Origin of the sequence: Kitasatospora sp. NPDC057936 (assembly GCF_042887525.1) — a bacterium.
Lineage (GTDB): Bacteria > Actinomycetota > Actinomycetes > Streptomycetales > Streptomycetaceae > Kitasatospora.
Genome location: NZ_JBHVPD010000156.1, coordinates 1 through 15,461, shown reverse-complemented (window position 1 = coordinate 15,461; position 15,461 = coordinate 1). Strand labels below are relative to the sequence as shown.

Here is a 15,461-nt window from a genome sequence, read left to right as displayed (position 1 = left end):
GCCCGCGGTTAAATCTATCTCCGTCTTCTTTTTGTTCATCAACCTCCCTCTTCTATCGTTTTTATCTGGTCCCTTCACCACGGGGGGGGCGCCCCCCCCCGGCCGGTCCGGACCACGGTACGGGCGCCCGCCGCCCGTACGGGACCGGCCACGCGGCCGGTCCCGAAGGTCACACGCACACCATTGTCACCCGAAAGTGGATCAGCCCTGACCCGCGTCCAGGATGTCGACCACGAAGACCAGCGGCGCGTTGGCCGGGATCTCGCCCTGGCCCTTGTCGCCGTAGGCCAGCGCCGCCGGGATCACCAGCTCGACCCGGCTGCCGACGGTCTGGCCCGCCAGGCCCTGGTCCCAGCCCTGGATGACCTGGCCGCCGCCGACGGCGAAGCTGAACGCCTGGCCCTTGCCGAGCGAGGAGTCGAAGACCTTGCCGTCCTTGAACAGCGCGCCGGTGTACTGGACGACGACCTTCTCGCCCTTCTCCACCACCGGGCCGGTGCCCTTGATCAGGACGTGCGTCTTCAGCTCGGTCGGGTCGGCCGCGCCGGCCACCGGGGTGATCTCGGCCGGCTTCTTGCCGTTGTCCTTGACCTGCGGGAAGCCCGCCGGCGGCGGGGTGACCGTGCCGCTGACCGTCGCGTCGGGCGCGGTGCTGTTGCGGATGTCGATCACGAAGATCAGGTTGTCCTTGGCCCCGATCGACATGTCCGGCTTGCCCTGCGCGCCGAAGGCCGCGGCCGGCGGCGCCACCACGAGGACCCGGCTGCCGGCCTTCTTGCCGAGCACCGCCTGGTCCAGCGCCGGGATCAGCGCGTCCGTGCCGGCCTGGAAGATCTGCTGCTTCTGGCCCTGGTCGAAGGAGCTCGGGATGTCCTTGCCGGTGTTCCAGTTCTTCGCCGTGTAGTCGACGGTGGTCCAGGAGTTCTTGTCCACCTTCGCGCCGGTGCCCTCGGACAGCACCTTCACCACGAACGAGCCGTCGGGCTGGTCGGACGGCACCTGGATGTCGGCCTTCTTGCCGAAGTCTCCGGTGATCGTCGGCAGGACCTTGGCGTCGTCCTTGACCGGCGGCACCGGGTCGGCGGTCGGCGTGGCGGGCGCGCTCTTGGCGGCGTCCGGCTTGGCCTCCGACGAGCCGTTGTCCTTGTTGACCATGTAGAGCGTCACGCCGCTGCCGACCAGCAGCACCGCGAGCACCGTGCCCAGGATCACGCCGAGGCGGCCCACCGACGGCGGGTTCTCGTCGTACCCGGCCTCGGAGCTGTCGACCTTGCGCACGTTGGAGGCGAAGATCTGCGGTTCCTCGGTCTTCGTCCCGCCGGCCGGCCGCGGCCGGTCCTCCGGGCTCGCCCAGCCGGCCTGCTGCTTCAGGATCGACGGCGGCACGACGATCGACTCACCGTCGCCCGGCATCGGCCCGCCGGGACGCGACGCCGCCGGGTCACCCGAGGATCCGTCGTTCGCCGCGGTACCCGACCCGCCGGGGTTCGGCGCTTTCTCAGTCATGACTCCCCATCCATCTCGCCACCGGTCATTCGAGCTCTGCCACCGGCACGCTCAGTGCCGGTTTGCCGTCGCACCGTCCGCCCGGGCCCCGGGCGCCGGAGGCGCCTGCCACAGTGCGAGGGCAGTATGACAGTTCAGGATGAGGGCGGGCGCTTCCGTGTGCGAGCGCCCGCCCAAGCGTACGGAATCCTGCGGGAGTCTTCCTAGACCGCTTCCAGAATGTCGATCACGAACACCAGCGTGGAGTTCGCCGGCACCGAACCCTGCGCCTGGTCCTTGTACCCGAGCGCGGGCGGCACCACCAGCAGCACCCGGCTGCCGACGTTCTGGCCCACCAGGCCCTTGTCCCAGCCCTCGATCACGCTCCCGGTGCCGATCTGCACCGCCTGCGCGCCGCCGTGCGTCCAGGACGCGTCGAACTGCTGGCCGTTGCTCCAGAGCACCCCGGTGTACTGCACCACCAGCGTCTGCCCGCTCTTGACCTGCTTGCCCTCACCCTTGACCAGCACCGCCTGCTGGAGGTCGGCGGGCGCGGCCTGCCCGGCCGGGACGGTGATCGTCGCCGCGGCCTTGCCGTTGTCCTTGACCTGCGGCAGGTTCGCCGCCGCCTGGGTCATCGCGCCGGTCAGGGTCGAGTCCTGCGGCAGGCTCTCCATGACGTCGAACACGAACACCACCGTGTCGCCCTTGGCCACGCCCAGCTGGCTGCTGCCCTGGTCGCCGAAGGCCGCCGCCGGCGGGGCCACCACGAGCAGCCGGCTGCCGACCTTCTTGCCGATCACGCTCTGGTCGAAGGCCGGCACCAGCTGGCCGCTGCCCGCCTGGTACAGCTGCGGCTTGCCGCCCGCGTCGTACGAACTCGGCAGGTCCTTGCCGGTGGTCCAGTCCTTCGCCGTGTAGTTGACCGTGACCCAGTCGCCCTTGTTCACCGCGGGCCGGTCGCCCTCGCTGACGGTGTTCACCACGAACTGGCCGCTGGGCTGCTGCCCCTCGGGCAGGGTGATCGTCGCCTTGCTGCCGAAGCCGCCGCCCGAAAGGGTGGGCATCGGCGAGGCCTCGCCGACCGGAGTGGGCACGGTCGGGGCCGCGCTGGCCGTGGTCGGCGTCGCCGGGCCGGCCGCCTTGGTCGAACTGCTGCAGGCGACCGCCAGCAGCAGCGGAAGGGTGATCAGCAACCCGGCGGTGCGGCGCACGGTGGTCCTAACTGTCGTTCGAAGTCGGCTCTCCGGACTCGACGAACAGCGTATGCCCCGCACGGGTCCGGCCCCGGTAGACACCACCGGGGCCGGCTCCGCGGACTCGATCATGGCGCGTGGGCCACGACCGCTCGGTCACATCCCCGCGATCAGCTTCTCCACCCGCTCGTCCACCGAACGGAACGGGTCCTTGCACAGCACCGTGCGCTGCGCCTGGTCGTTCAGCTTCAGGTGCACCCAGTCCACCGTGAAGTCCCGGCGCTGCTCCTGCGCCCGGCGGATGAAGTCCCCGCGCAGCCGCGCCCGGGTGGTCTGCGGCGGGATCGACTTGGCCTCGAAGGTCTTGAGGTCCGTCGTCACCCGCTTCGCCTGCCCCTTGCCCTGGAGCAGGTAGAACAGGCCCCGGCGGCGGTGGATGTCGTGGTACGCGAGGTCGATCTGCGCCACCCGCGGGTTGGACATGCTCATCTGGTGCTTCTCGCGGTAGCGCTCGATGAGCTTGTACTTCATGATCCAGTCGATCTCGGTGGCCACCCCGTCCAGCCGCTCGGAGCGGACGGCCTCCAGGGTGCGGCCCCACAGGCCGAGGACCTGCGCGATGGTGCCGGTGTTGATGCCCTTGCGGTCGGCGAACTCCAGCGCCTTGGTGTAGTACTCCTCCTGGATGTCCAGCGCGCTGGCCTCCCGCCCGTTGGCGAGCCGCACCTGGTGGGTGCCGGTGAGGTCGTGGCTGACCTCGCGGATCGCCCGGATCGGGTTCTCCAGGGTGAGGTCGCGCATCACCACGCCGGCCTCGATCAGCCGCAGCACCAGGTCGGTGGCGCCGACCTTGAGCAGCGTCGTGGTCTCCGACATGTTGGAGTCGCCGACGATCACGTGCAGCCGGCGGTAGCGCTCGGCGTCCGCGTGCGGTTCGTCGCGGGTGTTGATGATCGGGCGGGAGCGGGTGGTGGCGGAGCTGACGCCCTCCCAGATGTGCTCGGCCCGCTGGCTCACGCAGTACACCGCGCCGCGCGGCGTCTGCAGCACCTTGCCCGCGCCGCAGATCAGTTGGCGGGTGACGAGGAACGGGATGAGCACGTCGGCCAGCCGGGAGAACTCGCCGTGCCGGGCCACCAGGTAGTTCTCGTGGCAGCCGTAGGAGTTGCCGGCCGAGTCGGTGTTGTTCTTGAAGAGGTAGACGTCCCCCGCGATGCCCTCCTCGTGCAGCCGCCGTTCGGCGTCCACCAGGAGCCCTTCGAGGATGCGCTCGCCCGCCTTGTCGTGCGTCACCAGCTCGACCACGTCGTCGCATTCGGGGGTGGCGTACTCGGGGTGGGAGCCGACGTCGAGGTACAGCCGGGCGCCGTTGCGCAGGAACACGTTGCTGCTGCGGCCCCAGGAGACGACGCGGCGGAACAGGTACCGCGCCACCTCGTCCGGCGACAGCCGCCGCTGCCCGCGGAACGTGCAGGTGACCCCGTACTCGTTCTCCAGCCCGAAGATCCGGCGGTCCATGAGCACTCCTTCTTCTTGTCGGAGCTGTCCGAAACCGCCTCCACGACGGGCGAACCGCCGCAGGGGCACCGGAGTCCCGTGCGGCGATCGCTCGCCGCACGGGACTCCGAAGGCACTACTCGTCCGACGGCGGGGTGGCCGCCGGACCGTCCTCGTCGTCCGCCGCGGACTGGTCCCCGTCGAGCAGCCGGCCGAGCTGGCCGCCCAGGATCCGCTTGAACTTCCGCTGCTGGAACCGCTGGCGGTCGAGGACGGCCACCTCCAGCTGTTCCGGCGTCAGGCTGCGGGCGCTGCCGCCGTTGGGGTCCCGGGCCAGGGAGTCGACGGCGACCCGCACCGCCTCGCCCAGCGCCATGCCGGCGCGGTGGCGCTGGCCCAGGTAGTTGCCGATGGAGTCGGCGTTGCCGCCGACCACCACGTAGTTCTTCTCGTCGACGATCGAACCGTCCGGGGTGAGGCGGTAGATCTGGTCCTCCTCCGTCGTCCGGCCGACCTCGGCGACGATCAGCTCGACCTCGTACGGCTTCTCGCCGACCGAGGAGAAGATCGTGCCGAGCGTCTGGGCGTAGACGTTGGCGAGGCCCCGGGCCGTGACGTCGGCCCGGTCGTAGGAGTAGCCGCGCAGGTCGGCGTAGCGCACGCCGCCGATCCGCAGGTTCTCGAACTCGTTGTAGCGGCCGACCGCCGCGAAGGCGATCTTGTCGTAGATCTCGGAGACCTTGTGCAGCGCCCGCGAGGTGTTCTCCGCGACGAAGACGATGCCGTCGGCGTAGGTGAGCACGACCACGCTGCGACCGCGCGCGATGCCCTTGCGGGCGTACTCCGCGCGGTCCGCCATGGCCTGCTGGGGCGAGACGTAGAACGGTGTCGACACCGGCGGTCGTCCCTTTCCTGTGAGGTGGGCGGCTAGAGCAGCGGGGCCTGCGGGCCGTCGGGGTGGGTGAGGCGCTGGTCGGTGATGGAGACGGCGATCCGCGCGACCTCCGGCTCGGTGAGCCGGTGGAAGCCGTCCGCGGTGATCAGCGAGACGATGGGGTAGATCTTGCGGGCGAGGTCGGGGCCGCCGGTGGCGGAGTCGTCGTCGGCCGCGTCGTAGAGCGCCTGGACGACCAGCGTGGCGGCCTGGTCGGCGGTCAGGCCCTCCCGGTAGAGCTTCTTCATCGAGCCGCGGGCGAACACCGAGCCGGAGCCGGTGGCCGCGAAGCCGCGCTCCTCGGAGCGCCCGCCGGTGACGTCGTAGCCGAAGATCCGGCCGCGTCCGAGGTCGAGGTCGTAGCCGGCGAACATCGGCACCACCGCGAGGCCCTGCATCGCCATGCCGAGGTTGCCGCGGATCATGCTGGTGAGCCGGTTGGCCTTGCCCTCCAGGGAGAGCGTGGCGCCCTCGATCTTCTCGTAGTGCTCCAGCTCCAGCTGGAACAGCCGGACCATCTCGACCGCGAGACCGGCGGTGCCGGCGATGCCGACCGCGCTGTACTCGTCGGCCGGGAACACCTTCTCGATGTCCCGCTGGGCGATCACGTTGCCCATGGTGGCGCGACGGTCACCGGCGATGATCACACCGCCGTCGAACACCGCGGCCACGATCGTGGTCCCGTGCGGGGCCTCGACCACCGTGCCCTCGGGCAGCCCGCGCCGGCCGGGGATCAACTCCGGCTTGTGCTCGGCGAGGAAGTCGAGGAACGAGGAGGACCCCGGGGTCAGGAAGGCAGCCGGTAGACGCCCGGTGCCACGAGTGTTGGCTTCCACACGATTCCTTCCAGGTAGCTTGAAGCGCGCGATCCCCGCACCCTACCCGCCGACGATCAACGTCCACGTGTGGAGGGCCGGAGCCGGGACGGGCGGACGGCCGTGGCCGCCCGGCCGTCCCCGACGGTCACGACCGTGAATTCCGCAATGCCCCGCGGCGGACTATTGCCCACCCTTTTGGACAAATCCCCGCACGAAATCCTCGGCGTTCGACTCGAGCACTTCGTCGATTTCGTCCAGGACCGCGTCGACGTCGTCGCTGAGCTTTTCCTGGCGCTCCTTGAGGTCGTCGGAATTCTGGGTTTCCGCGGCCTGCTCCTCGACCTCCTCGGAGGAGCGGTTCGCCCGCTGCTGGCCGCCGCCGGTGTCCTTGCTCGCCATTTCCCTCACCCCGCTCGAATCGTCTGGCACGGTTGGGTCGCTGCTTGCTGCACCGACCCTATACACAAGGTGCGACTGCCGCTCCCGGTTTGCCGGTGGCGCTTCCTGTCCAACACCCGCTGCCACCCCGGATGATTCCCATTCGGCGGACGTTCACCCGTGGTGATCGAAAAGTTACCCGCCGGAGAGGACCCGGAGCAGGTCCTCGGCCGTCCGGCAGCGGTCCAGCAGTTCCTTGACGTGGTTGCGGGTGCCGCGCAGGGGCTCCAGGGTGGGCACCCGCTGCAGCGAGTCGCGGCCGGGCAGGTCGAAGATGACCGAGTCCCAGGACGCCGCCGCCACGTGCTCCGCGTACTGGTCCAGGCAGCGCCCGCGGAAGTACGCCCTGGTGTCCTCCGGCGGCTTGGAGACGGCCCGCTCGACCTCCTCCTCGGTGACCAGCCGCTCGAACCTGCCGCGGGCCACCAGGCGGTTGTAGAGGCCCTTCTCGGGCCGCACGTCGCTGTACTGGAGGTCCACCAGGTGCAGCCGCGGGTTGTCCCACTCCAGGGCGTCGCGGCTGCGGTAGCCCTCCAGGATCTCCCGCTTGGCGATCCAGTCCAGCTGGCGGGAGAGCGACATCGGGTCGCGCTCCAGCCGGCCGAGGACGTCCTCCCAGCGCGCCAGGACGTCCACGGTCTGCTCGTCCGCGTCGGTGCCGAAGCGGTCCTCGACGTACTTGCGCGCGAGCTCGAAGTACTCCAGCTGCAGCTGGACGGCGGTGAGCTTGCGCCCGTTGCGCAGGGTGATCAGGTGCTTGAGCGTGGGGTCGTGGGAGACCCGGTGCAGGGTGCGCACCGGCTGGTCGACGGCGAGGTCGGAGGCGATGAAGGAGTCCTCGATCATCGACAGGACCAGCGCGGTGGTGCCCAGCTTGAGGTAGGTGGAGATCTCGGAGAGGTTGGCGTCCCCGATGATCACGTGCAGCCGGCGGTACTTCTCGGCGTCGGCGTGCGGTTCGTCGCGGGTGTTGATGATCGGCCGCTTGAGGGTGGTCTCCAGGCCGACCTCGACCTCGAAGTAGTCGGCCCGCTGGCTGATCTGGAAGCCGTGGGCGGAGCCGTCCTGGCCGATCCCGACCCGGCCGGCGCCGGTGACCACCTGGCGGGAGACGAAGAACGGGGTGAGGTGGCGGACGATGTCGGCGAACGGCGTCGCCCGCTTCATCAGGTAGTTCTCGTGGGTGCCGTAGGAGGCGCCCTTGTTGTCGGTGTTGTTCTTGTACAGGTGGATGGTCTGCCCGTTGGGCAGTTCCAGCGCGCGCTGCGCGGCGGCCGCCATGATCCGTTCGCCGGCCTTGTCCCAGAGCACGGCGTCGCGCGGGTTGGTGACCTCGGGCGAGCTGTACTCGGGGTGCGCGTGGTCCACGTAGAACCGGGCCCCGTTGGTGAGGATGACGTTGGCGAGGCCGATGTCCTCGTCGGTGAGCTGGCTGGCGTCCGCCACCTCGCGCGCGAGGTCGAAGCCCCGGGCGTCGCGCAGCGGGTTCTCCTCCTCGAAGTCCCAGCGGGCCCGCCTGGCCCGGTGCATCGCCGCCGCGTACGCGTTGACGATCTGGGACGAGGTGAGCATGGCGTTGGCGTTGGGGTGGCCGGGCACGGAGATCCCGTACTCGGTCTCGATGCCCATCACGCGCCGTACGGTCATGCGGCCCTCCTTGCCCCGGTGCGCCGCCCCCCTGGGCGGAACACGCTGACGTACCGCTGAACAACACCGGTGCCGGCGGTCTGCCCGCGAACGGTGCGTCGAGCCTAGAACGCGGGGCCGACGGCCGGGCCCCGAGACGCGCCGTCCGGCTGCGGGGCCGCGAGGCGCCACAGCCGGACGGGGTGCGTGCTGTTCCGGGGCCGGGTGCCGGCCTCGTCCTGCGGATCGAAAGAGTGGTGCGGTTACAGGTACTGCCCCGTGTTGGCGACGGTGTCGATGGAGCGGCCGGACTCGGCGCCCTGCTTGCCGGTGACCAGCGTGCGAATGAAGACGATCCGCTCGCCCTTCTTGCCGGAGATGCGGGCCCAGTCGTCCGGGTTGGTGGTGTTGGGCAGGTCCTCGTTCTCCTTGAACTCGTCCACGCAGGCGGCGAGCAGGTGGGAGACGCGCAGTCCGCGCTGACCGTGGTCGAGGAAGTCCTTGATGGCCATCTTCTTCGCGCGGTCGACGATGTTCTGGATCATCGCGCCGGAGTTGAAGTCCTTGAAGTACAGGACCTCCTTGTCCCCGTTGGCGTAGGTGACCTCCAGGAAGCGGTTGTCCTCGGTCTCCGAGTACATCCGCTCCACGACCGACTGGATCATCGCGGCCACGGTGGCCTCGATCGAGCCGTCGTGCTCCTTGAGGTCGTCGGGGTGGAAGGGCAGCGAGCCCTTCAGGTACTTGGAGAAGATGTCCTTCGCGGCCTCGGCGTCCGGGCGCTCGATCTTGATCTTGACGTCCAGGCGGCCGGGCCGCAGGATCGCCGGGTCGATCATGTCCTCGCGGTTGGAGGCGCCGATGACGATGACGTTCTCCAGGCCCTCCACGCCGTCGATCTCGGCCAGCAGCTGCGGGACGATGGTGTTCTCCACGTCCGAGCTGACACCCGAGCCGCGGGTGCGGAACAGCGACTCCATCTCGTCGAAGAAGACGATGACGGGGGTGCCCTCGCCCGCCTTCTCCCGGGCCCGCTGGAAGACCAGGCGGATCTGCCGCTCGGTCTCGCCCACGTACTTGTTGAGCAGCTCGGGGCCCTTGATGTTGAGGAAGTAGCTCTTGCCCTGGGGGCGGCCGGTGACCTCGGCGACCTTCTTGGCCAGCGAGTTGGCGACCGCCTTGGCGATCAGCGTCTTGCCGCAGCCGGGCGGGCCGTAGAGCAGGACGCCCTTGGGCGGGCGCAGCTCGTACTCCTTGAAGAGGTCGGCGTGCAGGTACGGCAGCTCGACCGCGTCGCGGATCAGCTCGATCTGGTTGCTGAGGCCGCCGATCTGGCGGTAGTCGATGTCCGGGACCTCTTCGAGGACGAGCTCCTCGACCTCGGACTTCGGCACGACCTCGTACACGTAGCCGGAGCGGGGCTCCAGCAGCAGGGCGTCCCCCGCCCGGATGGTGACCTCGCGCAGCGGTTCGGCGAGGCGCACCACGCGCTCCTCGTCGGTGTGGCCGATGACCAGGGCGCGCTCGCCGTCCTCGAGGATCTCCTTGAGGGTGACGATCTCGCCGATGCGCTCGAAGGCCATCGCGTCCACGATGTTGAGGGCCTCGTTGAGCATCACCTCCTGGCCGCGCCGCAGCACGTCGAGTTCGACGTTGGGGCTGACGTTGACGCGGAGCTTGCGACCGCCGGTGAAGATGTCGGCGGTGCCGTCCTCGTTCGCCTGCAGGAAGGTGCCGAAGCCGGCGGGCGGCTGGGCCAGCCGGTCCACCTCTTCCTTGAGGGCCACGATCTGGTCGCGGGCCTCGCGCAGCGTGGAGGCGAGTCGTTCGTTCTGGGCGGTCACGCCGGCCAGGTTGGTCTGGAGCTCGACGATCCGCTCTTCGAGGATTCTCGAATTGCGCGGCGAGTCGGCGAGCTTGCGGCGCAGCACGGCGATTTCCTGCTCAAGGTACGAGACCTGAGCGGCCTCGTCGGAACCACGAGCGGGCCTGCCGGTGCTGCGGTTGTAGTCGTCATCGTGGGCTGCCACGGTCCTCACCTCCTCCGGGGAGCTGGACGCTTCCAGACCCTACCTGGGACCAGGGGTCCGTAAACCCCTAGATCAAGAAAGATGGAACGGGCGTGTCCGATCTTCGCCCTGCGTGCTTCCCCTCTGCTAAGGGGATACCCACCGCGCACCGCCCAAAGCGGACCAGATGTATCGTCGAGCGAGTCGATATCCGATCGCGACCGGGAGGCCCGGTCCGATCGTTGTACGAATGGCGGGATTGCCCTCAGACGGGGGCGACCCGGGACAGAAACGGCGGAGAACAACGATGTCGGTGACCGAGCGGACGGCGGCGAACGAGGCCCTGGAGGTGTGGATCGACCAGGACCTGTGCACCGGCGACGGCATCTGCGCGCAGTACGCGCCCGAGGTCTTCGAACTCGACATCGACGGCCTGGCCTACGTGAAGGGGCCGGACGACGAACTGCGCCAGCAGCCCGGGGAGACGGCCCCCGTGCCGCTGACGCTGCTTCAGGACGTGGTGGACTCGGCGAAGGAGTGCCCCGGCGACTGCATCCACGTGCGCCGGGTCGCCGACCGGGTCGAGGTGTACGGGCCGGACGCCGACGAATAGGCGTCTCAGGTCTCGGTGTTCGGGGCGGCGGTCCGGGTGCGCACCCAGCCGCCGCCCTTGTGCGTCCAGGTGAGGTCGAGTGAGACGTCCGGGCTGAAGCGCGGAACGTCGTCGCTCGAATACCCCTGCGCGTGGCCGGTGATGGTGCCGTCCGAGCGCAGGGCGAGCCTGGTGACGGTGAGGTTCTCGCGCTCGGAGACGAGGGTCGCGAGGACGACGGGCCGCTCGGCGGTGCCGCCGAGGAGGTAGACGGCGTCCGGCGGGGTGCCGGTCTCGGCGGCGCAGTGCGCGGCGACGACGGTGCTGGGCCGGCCGTCGCCGAGGTCGGCGGCCAGGCTGACCGTCGGCTTGACCGGGAACGGGCCGCAGTCGAGCGGGAGTTGGGCCTTGGCCGGGTCGGGGGCGAGGGCCGCCGGGGCGGCCTTGGGACCGCTGCCGTGGAGGGGCACCGGCGTGCCGGTGGCGGGCGAGGCCGCGAGGGCGCTCGCCACGACGGCTCCGCAGCCGGCCAGGGCGAGGGCCCAGTGCCACGGGGCGGTTCGAACGTGGCCGGGCCGGGTGCGGCCCGCCGGGGTCTGCTGTCCAGCCGTCGTCCCGACCGCGGTCTCCACCAGGCGTCCCCTCCAGTGGTCTGTGTGAGCTGGCATCGTCCCACATCACGGTGGCACTCCGGTGACCGGGGCGGGAACGCCGGAGGGGTGGCACGGCCCGGCCGTGCCACCCCTCCTCGACGGTCGTGCGTCAGCCGAGGTCGGTGTCCTCGGCCACGGCGGCGCGGGCGGCGGCCCGGGCGGCTGCGCGCTCCTGCAGGGTCGGCTCGGGCGACCCGTTGTCGTAGTCCTCGCCGTACGCGCCCTTGGCCGGGCGGCGGCGGCGCAGCGGCGGCTCGACGCCGTCGGCGAGGCGGCGGGCGGTGAGCAGGAAGCCGGTGTGGCCGATCATCCGGTGGTCCGGGCGGACCGCCAGGCCCTCCAGGTGCCAGGTGCGGACCATGGTCTCCCAGGCCTGCGGCTCGGTGAAGGTGCCGTGGTCGCGCAGCGCCTCGACGGTCTTGGACATCTGCGTGGTGGTGGCCACGTAGCAGCAGATGAGGCCGCCGGGGACGAGCGCCTTGGAGGCGACGTCCAGGCACTCCCAGGGGGCGAGCATGTCGAGGATGATGCGGTCGACGTCGCTCTCGACCAGGTTGTCCTGGAGGTCGCCGACGGTGAGCTTCCACGCCGGGTGGGAGCCGCCGAAGTAGCGCTCGACGTTGCTCTTGGCGATGTCGGCGAAGTCCTGCCGACGCTCGTAGGAGGCCAGCATGCCCTGCTCGCCGACGGCGCGCAGCAGGTAGGTGCTGAGCGCGCCGGACCCCACGCCGGCCTCCACCACGCGGGCGCCCGCGAAGATGTCGGCCATCGCGAGGATCTGGCCCGCGTCCTTGGGGTAGATCACGGCGGCGCCGCGTGGCATGGAGAGGACGTAGTCGGGGAGCAGGGGGCGCAGCGCGAGGTACGGGACGTTCCCCGTGGTGCGCACGACCGTGCCTTCAGGAGCGCCGATCAGCTCGTCGTGCGGGAACGCACCCTTGTGGGTGTGGAACTGGTTCCCGGCCTGGAGCGTGAACGTGTAGTGGCGACCCTTGGGGTCGGTCAGCTGGACCTGGTCCCCGACCTGGAAGGGCCCGCGTCGGCGGGCGGCACCGGTCGGTTCGGACATGCGGCCAATCCTAAGGGAAGCGCGACCTCCCGCCCGCCGCGCCCCCGGCCGGTGCCGTCCTAGTGCCCCGCGACGGCGGCGGTGAGGCGCTGCTCGATGTCGGTGAGCGCGACGACGCCGTACACCCGGCCGTCGGACTCGACCACCAGGTACTCCCCGGCCGGGGTGGCGCGCACGGCGTGCAGGAGGTCCTCGCCGGTGAGGTCGGCGCTGAGCCGCAGGCCGGGTTCGAGGTCGCGGGCGAGCGGTCCGACGGCGACCCACGGGCGGCGGTGCTCGGGCACCGCGCGCACGGCGGACTCGCGGACGATCGCGATCGGCTCGCCCCGGCCGTCCACCACGACCACGGCCCCGGCCTGCGCCTCGCGGGCGCGCCGCAGCGCCTCGCCGAGCGGGGTGTCGGCGGTGACCTCGACGGTGCGGCGGGCGAGGTCGCGCAGCCGCAGGCCGGGCAGGGCCTCCTTGAGCCGGGCGTTGCGCACGCTGGCGCCGGCGCCGTTCCAGATGATCGCGGCCAGGACGGCGGCGATGACGGCGTCGACGAGGGTGTCGGTGCCGGTCCGCCCGACCCCGCGGGAGGCGCTGATCAGCGGCAGCCCGATGAGCACGGCGACGGCCAGCGCCCGCCCGACCCACGCGGCGGCGACGGTGCCGGTCATCGGCCTGCCGGTGACGGCCCAGACGACCGCGCGCAGCATCCGGCCGCCGTCCAGTGGCAGTCCGGGCAGCAGGTTGAAGGCGGCGACGACGAGGTTGGAGACCATCAGGCCGGTGAGCAGCACCCCGGGCACCGAGGAGAGCTCCACGGCCTGCATGGCGAGGTAGAAGACCCCGCCGAGCACGAGCGACAGCAGCGGGCCGACGAAGGCCAGCCAGAACTCCCGCCACGGCGTCTCGGCCTCGTTCTCGATCTCGGAGACGCCGCCGAAGAACTGCAGCTGGATGCGGCGCACGCCGAGGCGGTAGCGCAGCGCGACCAGCGTGTGGGCGAGCTCGTGCACCAGGACGGAGGCGTAGAAGGCGACGGCGAAGGAGAAGGCGACCAGGTAGCGCGAGCCGCCCAGGTCCGGCAGGACGTCGTTCAGCTGGCCCCCGAAGACCCAGGTGATCAGGGCCGCGATGACGAACCAGGAGGGGGTGACGTAGATGGGCACCCCGAACGGGCGGCCCATGAGGATGCCGCCGCCGCGCTCCTTCCGCGGCTCCGGCGGCCGGCCGGGCGGGCGATCACCGCCGTGCGGCGGCTGGTCGGAGGTCTGCTGCCCCCTGCTGTCGCTCACCGTGATCCCTTCGGTCGACTCCCCCGAGTTGCGCCGGTGTGCCCACGCTACGTGATCTCGGCGGCAGGGCGCCGCGCGCCCCTCTGTCTGGCTTCATACCCACTGGCGCGGGCCCTGCCCAGCCCCGTGACAGCACGGTGGCAGCGGTATGGCAGCGCGGGGCAATAGGGTCGTAGCCATGCAGCAGACCGACACCACCAGTGCCGCCGGGGCCCCGGCGCGCCCGGCGGCGCCCCCGACCGGCCTGTCCCCGTCCCGTGCGGGTGACTTCCTCACCTGCCCGCTGCTGTACCGGCTGCGGGTGATCGACCGGCTGCCGGAGCCGCCGAGCGCGGCGGCGACCCGGGGCACCCTGGTGCACGCGGTGCTGGAGCGGCTGTTCGACAGCGCGGCCGTCGAGCGGACGCCGGAGCGGGCGCTCGGCCTGCTGCGCCCGCAGTGGGAGCGGCTGCTGGGCGAGCGGCCGGAGCTCGGCGGGCTGTTCCCGGACGACCCGGACGGCGCGGCGCTCACCCGCTGGCTGGCGGACGCCGAGAAGCTGGTCGGCCAGTGGTTCCGGCTGGAGGACCCGACCCGGCTGCACCCGGTGGAGCGGGAGCTGTACGTGGAGACGGCCCTGGAGTCGGGCCTGCTGCTGCGCGGCTACATCGACCGGGTCGACGTCGCCCCGACCGGCGAGGTCCGCCTCGTCGACTACAAGACCGGCCGGGCGCCCTCGCGGGACTTCGAGGGCAAGGCGATGTTCCAGATGAAGTTCTACGCGCTGGTGGTGTGGCGCTGGAAGGGCGTGATCCCCAAGCGGCTCCAGCTGGTGTACCTCGGCGGGGGCGGGGACGTCGTCTCCTACGACCCGGACGAGGCGGACCTGCTCGCCGTGGAGCGCAAGCTGCAGGCGCTCTGGGAGCGGATCACCCACGCGGTGGCCACCGGGGAGTTCCCGGCCACCCGCAACCGGCTCTGCGACTGGTGCGACCACCAGGCCAGCTGCCCGGAGTTCGGCGGGACGCCCCCGCCGTACCCGCTGCCGCTGGCCCGTACGTCTGAAGAGGACGATCCCACGGGGGATCCGATGAGCAAGGAGTCCTAGTGACGATCCGAGTGCTGCTGGTCGACGACCAGCCGCTGCTGCGCACCGGTTTCCGGATGATCCTGGAGGCCGAGTCCGACCTGGTGGTGGTCGGTGAGGCCGGCGACGGTCAGCAGGCGCTGGACCAGGTCCGGGCGCTGCAGCCCGACGTGGTGCTGATGGACATCCGGATGCCCAGGATGGACGGCGTCGAGGCGACCCGCCGGATCGCCGGCCCGGGCCGGGACGGCCCGGCCAAGGTGCTGGTGCTGACCACCTTCGACCTGGACGAGTACGTGGTGGAGGCGCTGCGCGCGGGCGCCAGCGGCTTCCTGCTGAAGGACGTGCCGGCCGAGGAGCTGGTGCAGGCGATCCGGGTGGTCGCGGACGGCGCGGCGATGCTGGCGCCGAGCATCACCCGGCGGCTGCTGGACATGTACGCCACCAAGCTGCCCTCGGGCGAGGAGGCGCCGCCGCAGGCGCTGAACGCGCTCACCGAGCGGGAGCTGGAGGTGCTCAAGCTGGTGGCGCGCGGGCTGTCGAACGCGGAGATCGCGGCCGAACTGTTCGTCAGCGAGACCACGGTGAAGACGCACGTGGGACACGTCCTGACGAAGCTCCAGCTGCGGGACCGCGTGCAGGCGGCGGTGTACGCGTACGAGAGCGGTCTGGTGCGTCCGGGCGCGCTGTAGGACGCTCCACAGACGGCGACGGCCCCGGCCCCGCCCCCGCCCGGGGGACGGGCCCGGCCGGACCCGGGGGCACGTCGCGCCGGCGCGGGCCGCGCAGGCTCCGGTG

General features: G+C 71.0%; 14 protein-coding genes. 3 read left to right on the top strand and 11 right to left on the bottom strand.

The annotated features are described in order from the left end of the window. Positions 1-201: 201 nt before the first annotated feature. The 8 genes from ACFVU9_RS43710 to arc all read right to left on the bottom strand — a co-directional run bounded on the left by ACFVU9_RS43710 (position 202) and on the right by arc (position 10,024). Positions 202-1,506 (bottom strand): FKBP-type peptidyl-prolyl cis-trans isomerase, encoded by a 1,305-nt coding sequence (locus tag ACFVU9_RS43710; RefSeq protein ID WP_380444394.1) that lies wholly within the window; start codon positions 1,504-1,506, stop codon positions 202-204. 203 nt (positions 1,507-1,709) lie between these two features. Next, a complete protein-coding gene (locus ACFVU9_RS43705; RefSeq protein WP_380444396.1) occupies positions 1,710-2,699 on the bottom strand; it encodes an FKBP-type peptidyl-prolyl cis-trans isomerase in 990 nt (329 codons plus the stop codon). A 138-nt stretch (positions 2,700-2,837) separates the two neighbouring features. Beyond that, positions 2,838-4,199: a Pup--protein ligase gene (gene pafA / locus ACFVU9_RS43700; protein ID WP_387603344.1), complete on the bottom strand. Its 1,362-nt coding sequence runs from the start codon at positions 4,197-4,199 to the stop codon at positions 2,838-2,840. A gap of 115 nt (positions 4,200-4,314) precedes the next feature. Next, a complete protein-coding gene (gene prcA / locus ACFVU9_RS43695; RefSeq protein ID WP_380448378.1) occupies positions 4,315-5,073 on the bottom strand; it encodes a proteasome subunit alpha in 759 nt (252 codons plus the stop codon). Positions 5,074-5,105: 32 nt separating this feature from the next. Continuing rightward, on the bottom strand, positions 5,106-5,948 hold the full coding sequence (gene prcB / locus ACFVU9_RS43690) for a proteasome subunit beta (protein WP_380448376.1): 843 nt from the start codon (positions 5,946-5,948) through the stop codon (positions 5,106-5,108). A 162-nt stretch (positions 5,949-6,110) separates the two neighbouring features. Further along, entirely contained in the window at positions 6,111-6,329 is a 219-nt protein-coding gene (locus ACFVU9_RS43685; RefSeq protein ID WP_031069167.1) for a ubiquitin-like protein Pup, read from the bottom strand. A gap of 174 nt (positions 6,330-6,503) precedes the next feature. After that, complete coding sequence (dop, locus tag ACFVU9_RS43680; protein ID WP_380448374.1) at positions 6,504-8,015, bottom strand: depupylase/deamidase Dop; 1,512 nt, start codon at positions 8,013-8,015, stop codon at positions 6,504-6,506. Positions 8,016-8,257: 242 nt separating this feature from the next. Further along, positions 8,258-10,024 (bottom strand): proteasome ATPase, encoded by a 1,767-nt coding sequence (arc, locus tag ACFVU9_RS43675; RefSeq protein ID WP_380448373.1) that lies wholly within the window; start codon positions 10,022-10,024, stop codon positions 8,258-8,260. Between the two features lie 286 nt (positions 10,025-10,310). Here arc and ACFVU9_RS43670 point away from each other — a divergent pair, with 286 nt between their 5' ends. Continuing rightward, a complete protein-coding gene (locus ACFVU9_RS43670) occupies positions 10,311-10,616 on the top strand; it encodes a ferredoxin (RefSeq protein ID WP_380448371.1) in 306 nt (101 codons plus the stop codon). A gap of 5 nt (positions 10,617-10,621) precedes the next feature. On the opposite strand, the gene ACFVU9_RS43665 is transcribed toward ACFVU9_RS43670, so the two are convergent. From ACFVU9_RS43665 to ACFVU9_RS43655, 3 genes are all read right to left on the bottom strand, one after another. Then, positions 10,622-11,227: a hypothetical protein gene (locus ACFVU9_RS43665; RefSeq protein WP_380494406.1), complete on the bottom strand. Its 606-nt coding sequence runs from the start codon at positions 11,225-11,227 to the stop codon at positions 10,622-10,624. A 130-nt stretch (positions 11,228-11,357) separates the two neighbouring features. Then, positions 11,358-12,317, bottom strand: a complete 960-nt coding sequence (locus tag ACFVU9_RS43660; protein ID WP_380448367.1) for a tRNA (adenine-N1)-methyltransferase — start codon at positions 12,315-12,317, stop codon at positions 11,358-11,360. 59 nt (positions 12,318-12,376) lie between these two features. After that, on the bottom strand, positions 12,377-13,603 hold the full coding sequence (locus tag ACFVU9_RS43655; RefSeq protein WP_387603349.1) for a site-2 protease family protein: 1,227 nt from the start codon (positions 13,601-13,603) through the stop codon (positions 12,377-12,379). Positions 13,604-13,775: 172 nt separating this feature from the next. Between ACFVU9_RS43655 and ACFVU9_RS43650 the strand changes: the two genes are divergently transcribed. Both ACFVU9_RS43650 and ACFVU9_RS43645 read left to right on the top strand, forming a co-directional pair. After that, entirely contained in the window at positions 13,776-14,684 is a 909-nt protein-coding gene (locus ACFVU9_RS43650; RefSeq protein ID WP_380448364.1) for a RecB family exonuclease, read from the top strand. Beyond that, complete coding sequence (locus ACFVU9_RS43645) at positions 14,684-15,355, top strand: response regulator transcription factor (protein ID WP_030299918.1); 672 nt, start codon at positions 14,684-14,686, stop codon at positions 15,353-15,355. The genes ACFVU9_RS43650 and ACFVU9_RS43645 overlap by 1 nt, the downstream gene beginning before the upstream one ends. Positions 15,356-15,461 lie beyond the last annotated feature (106 nt).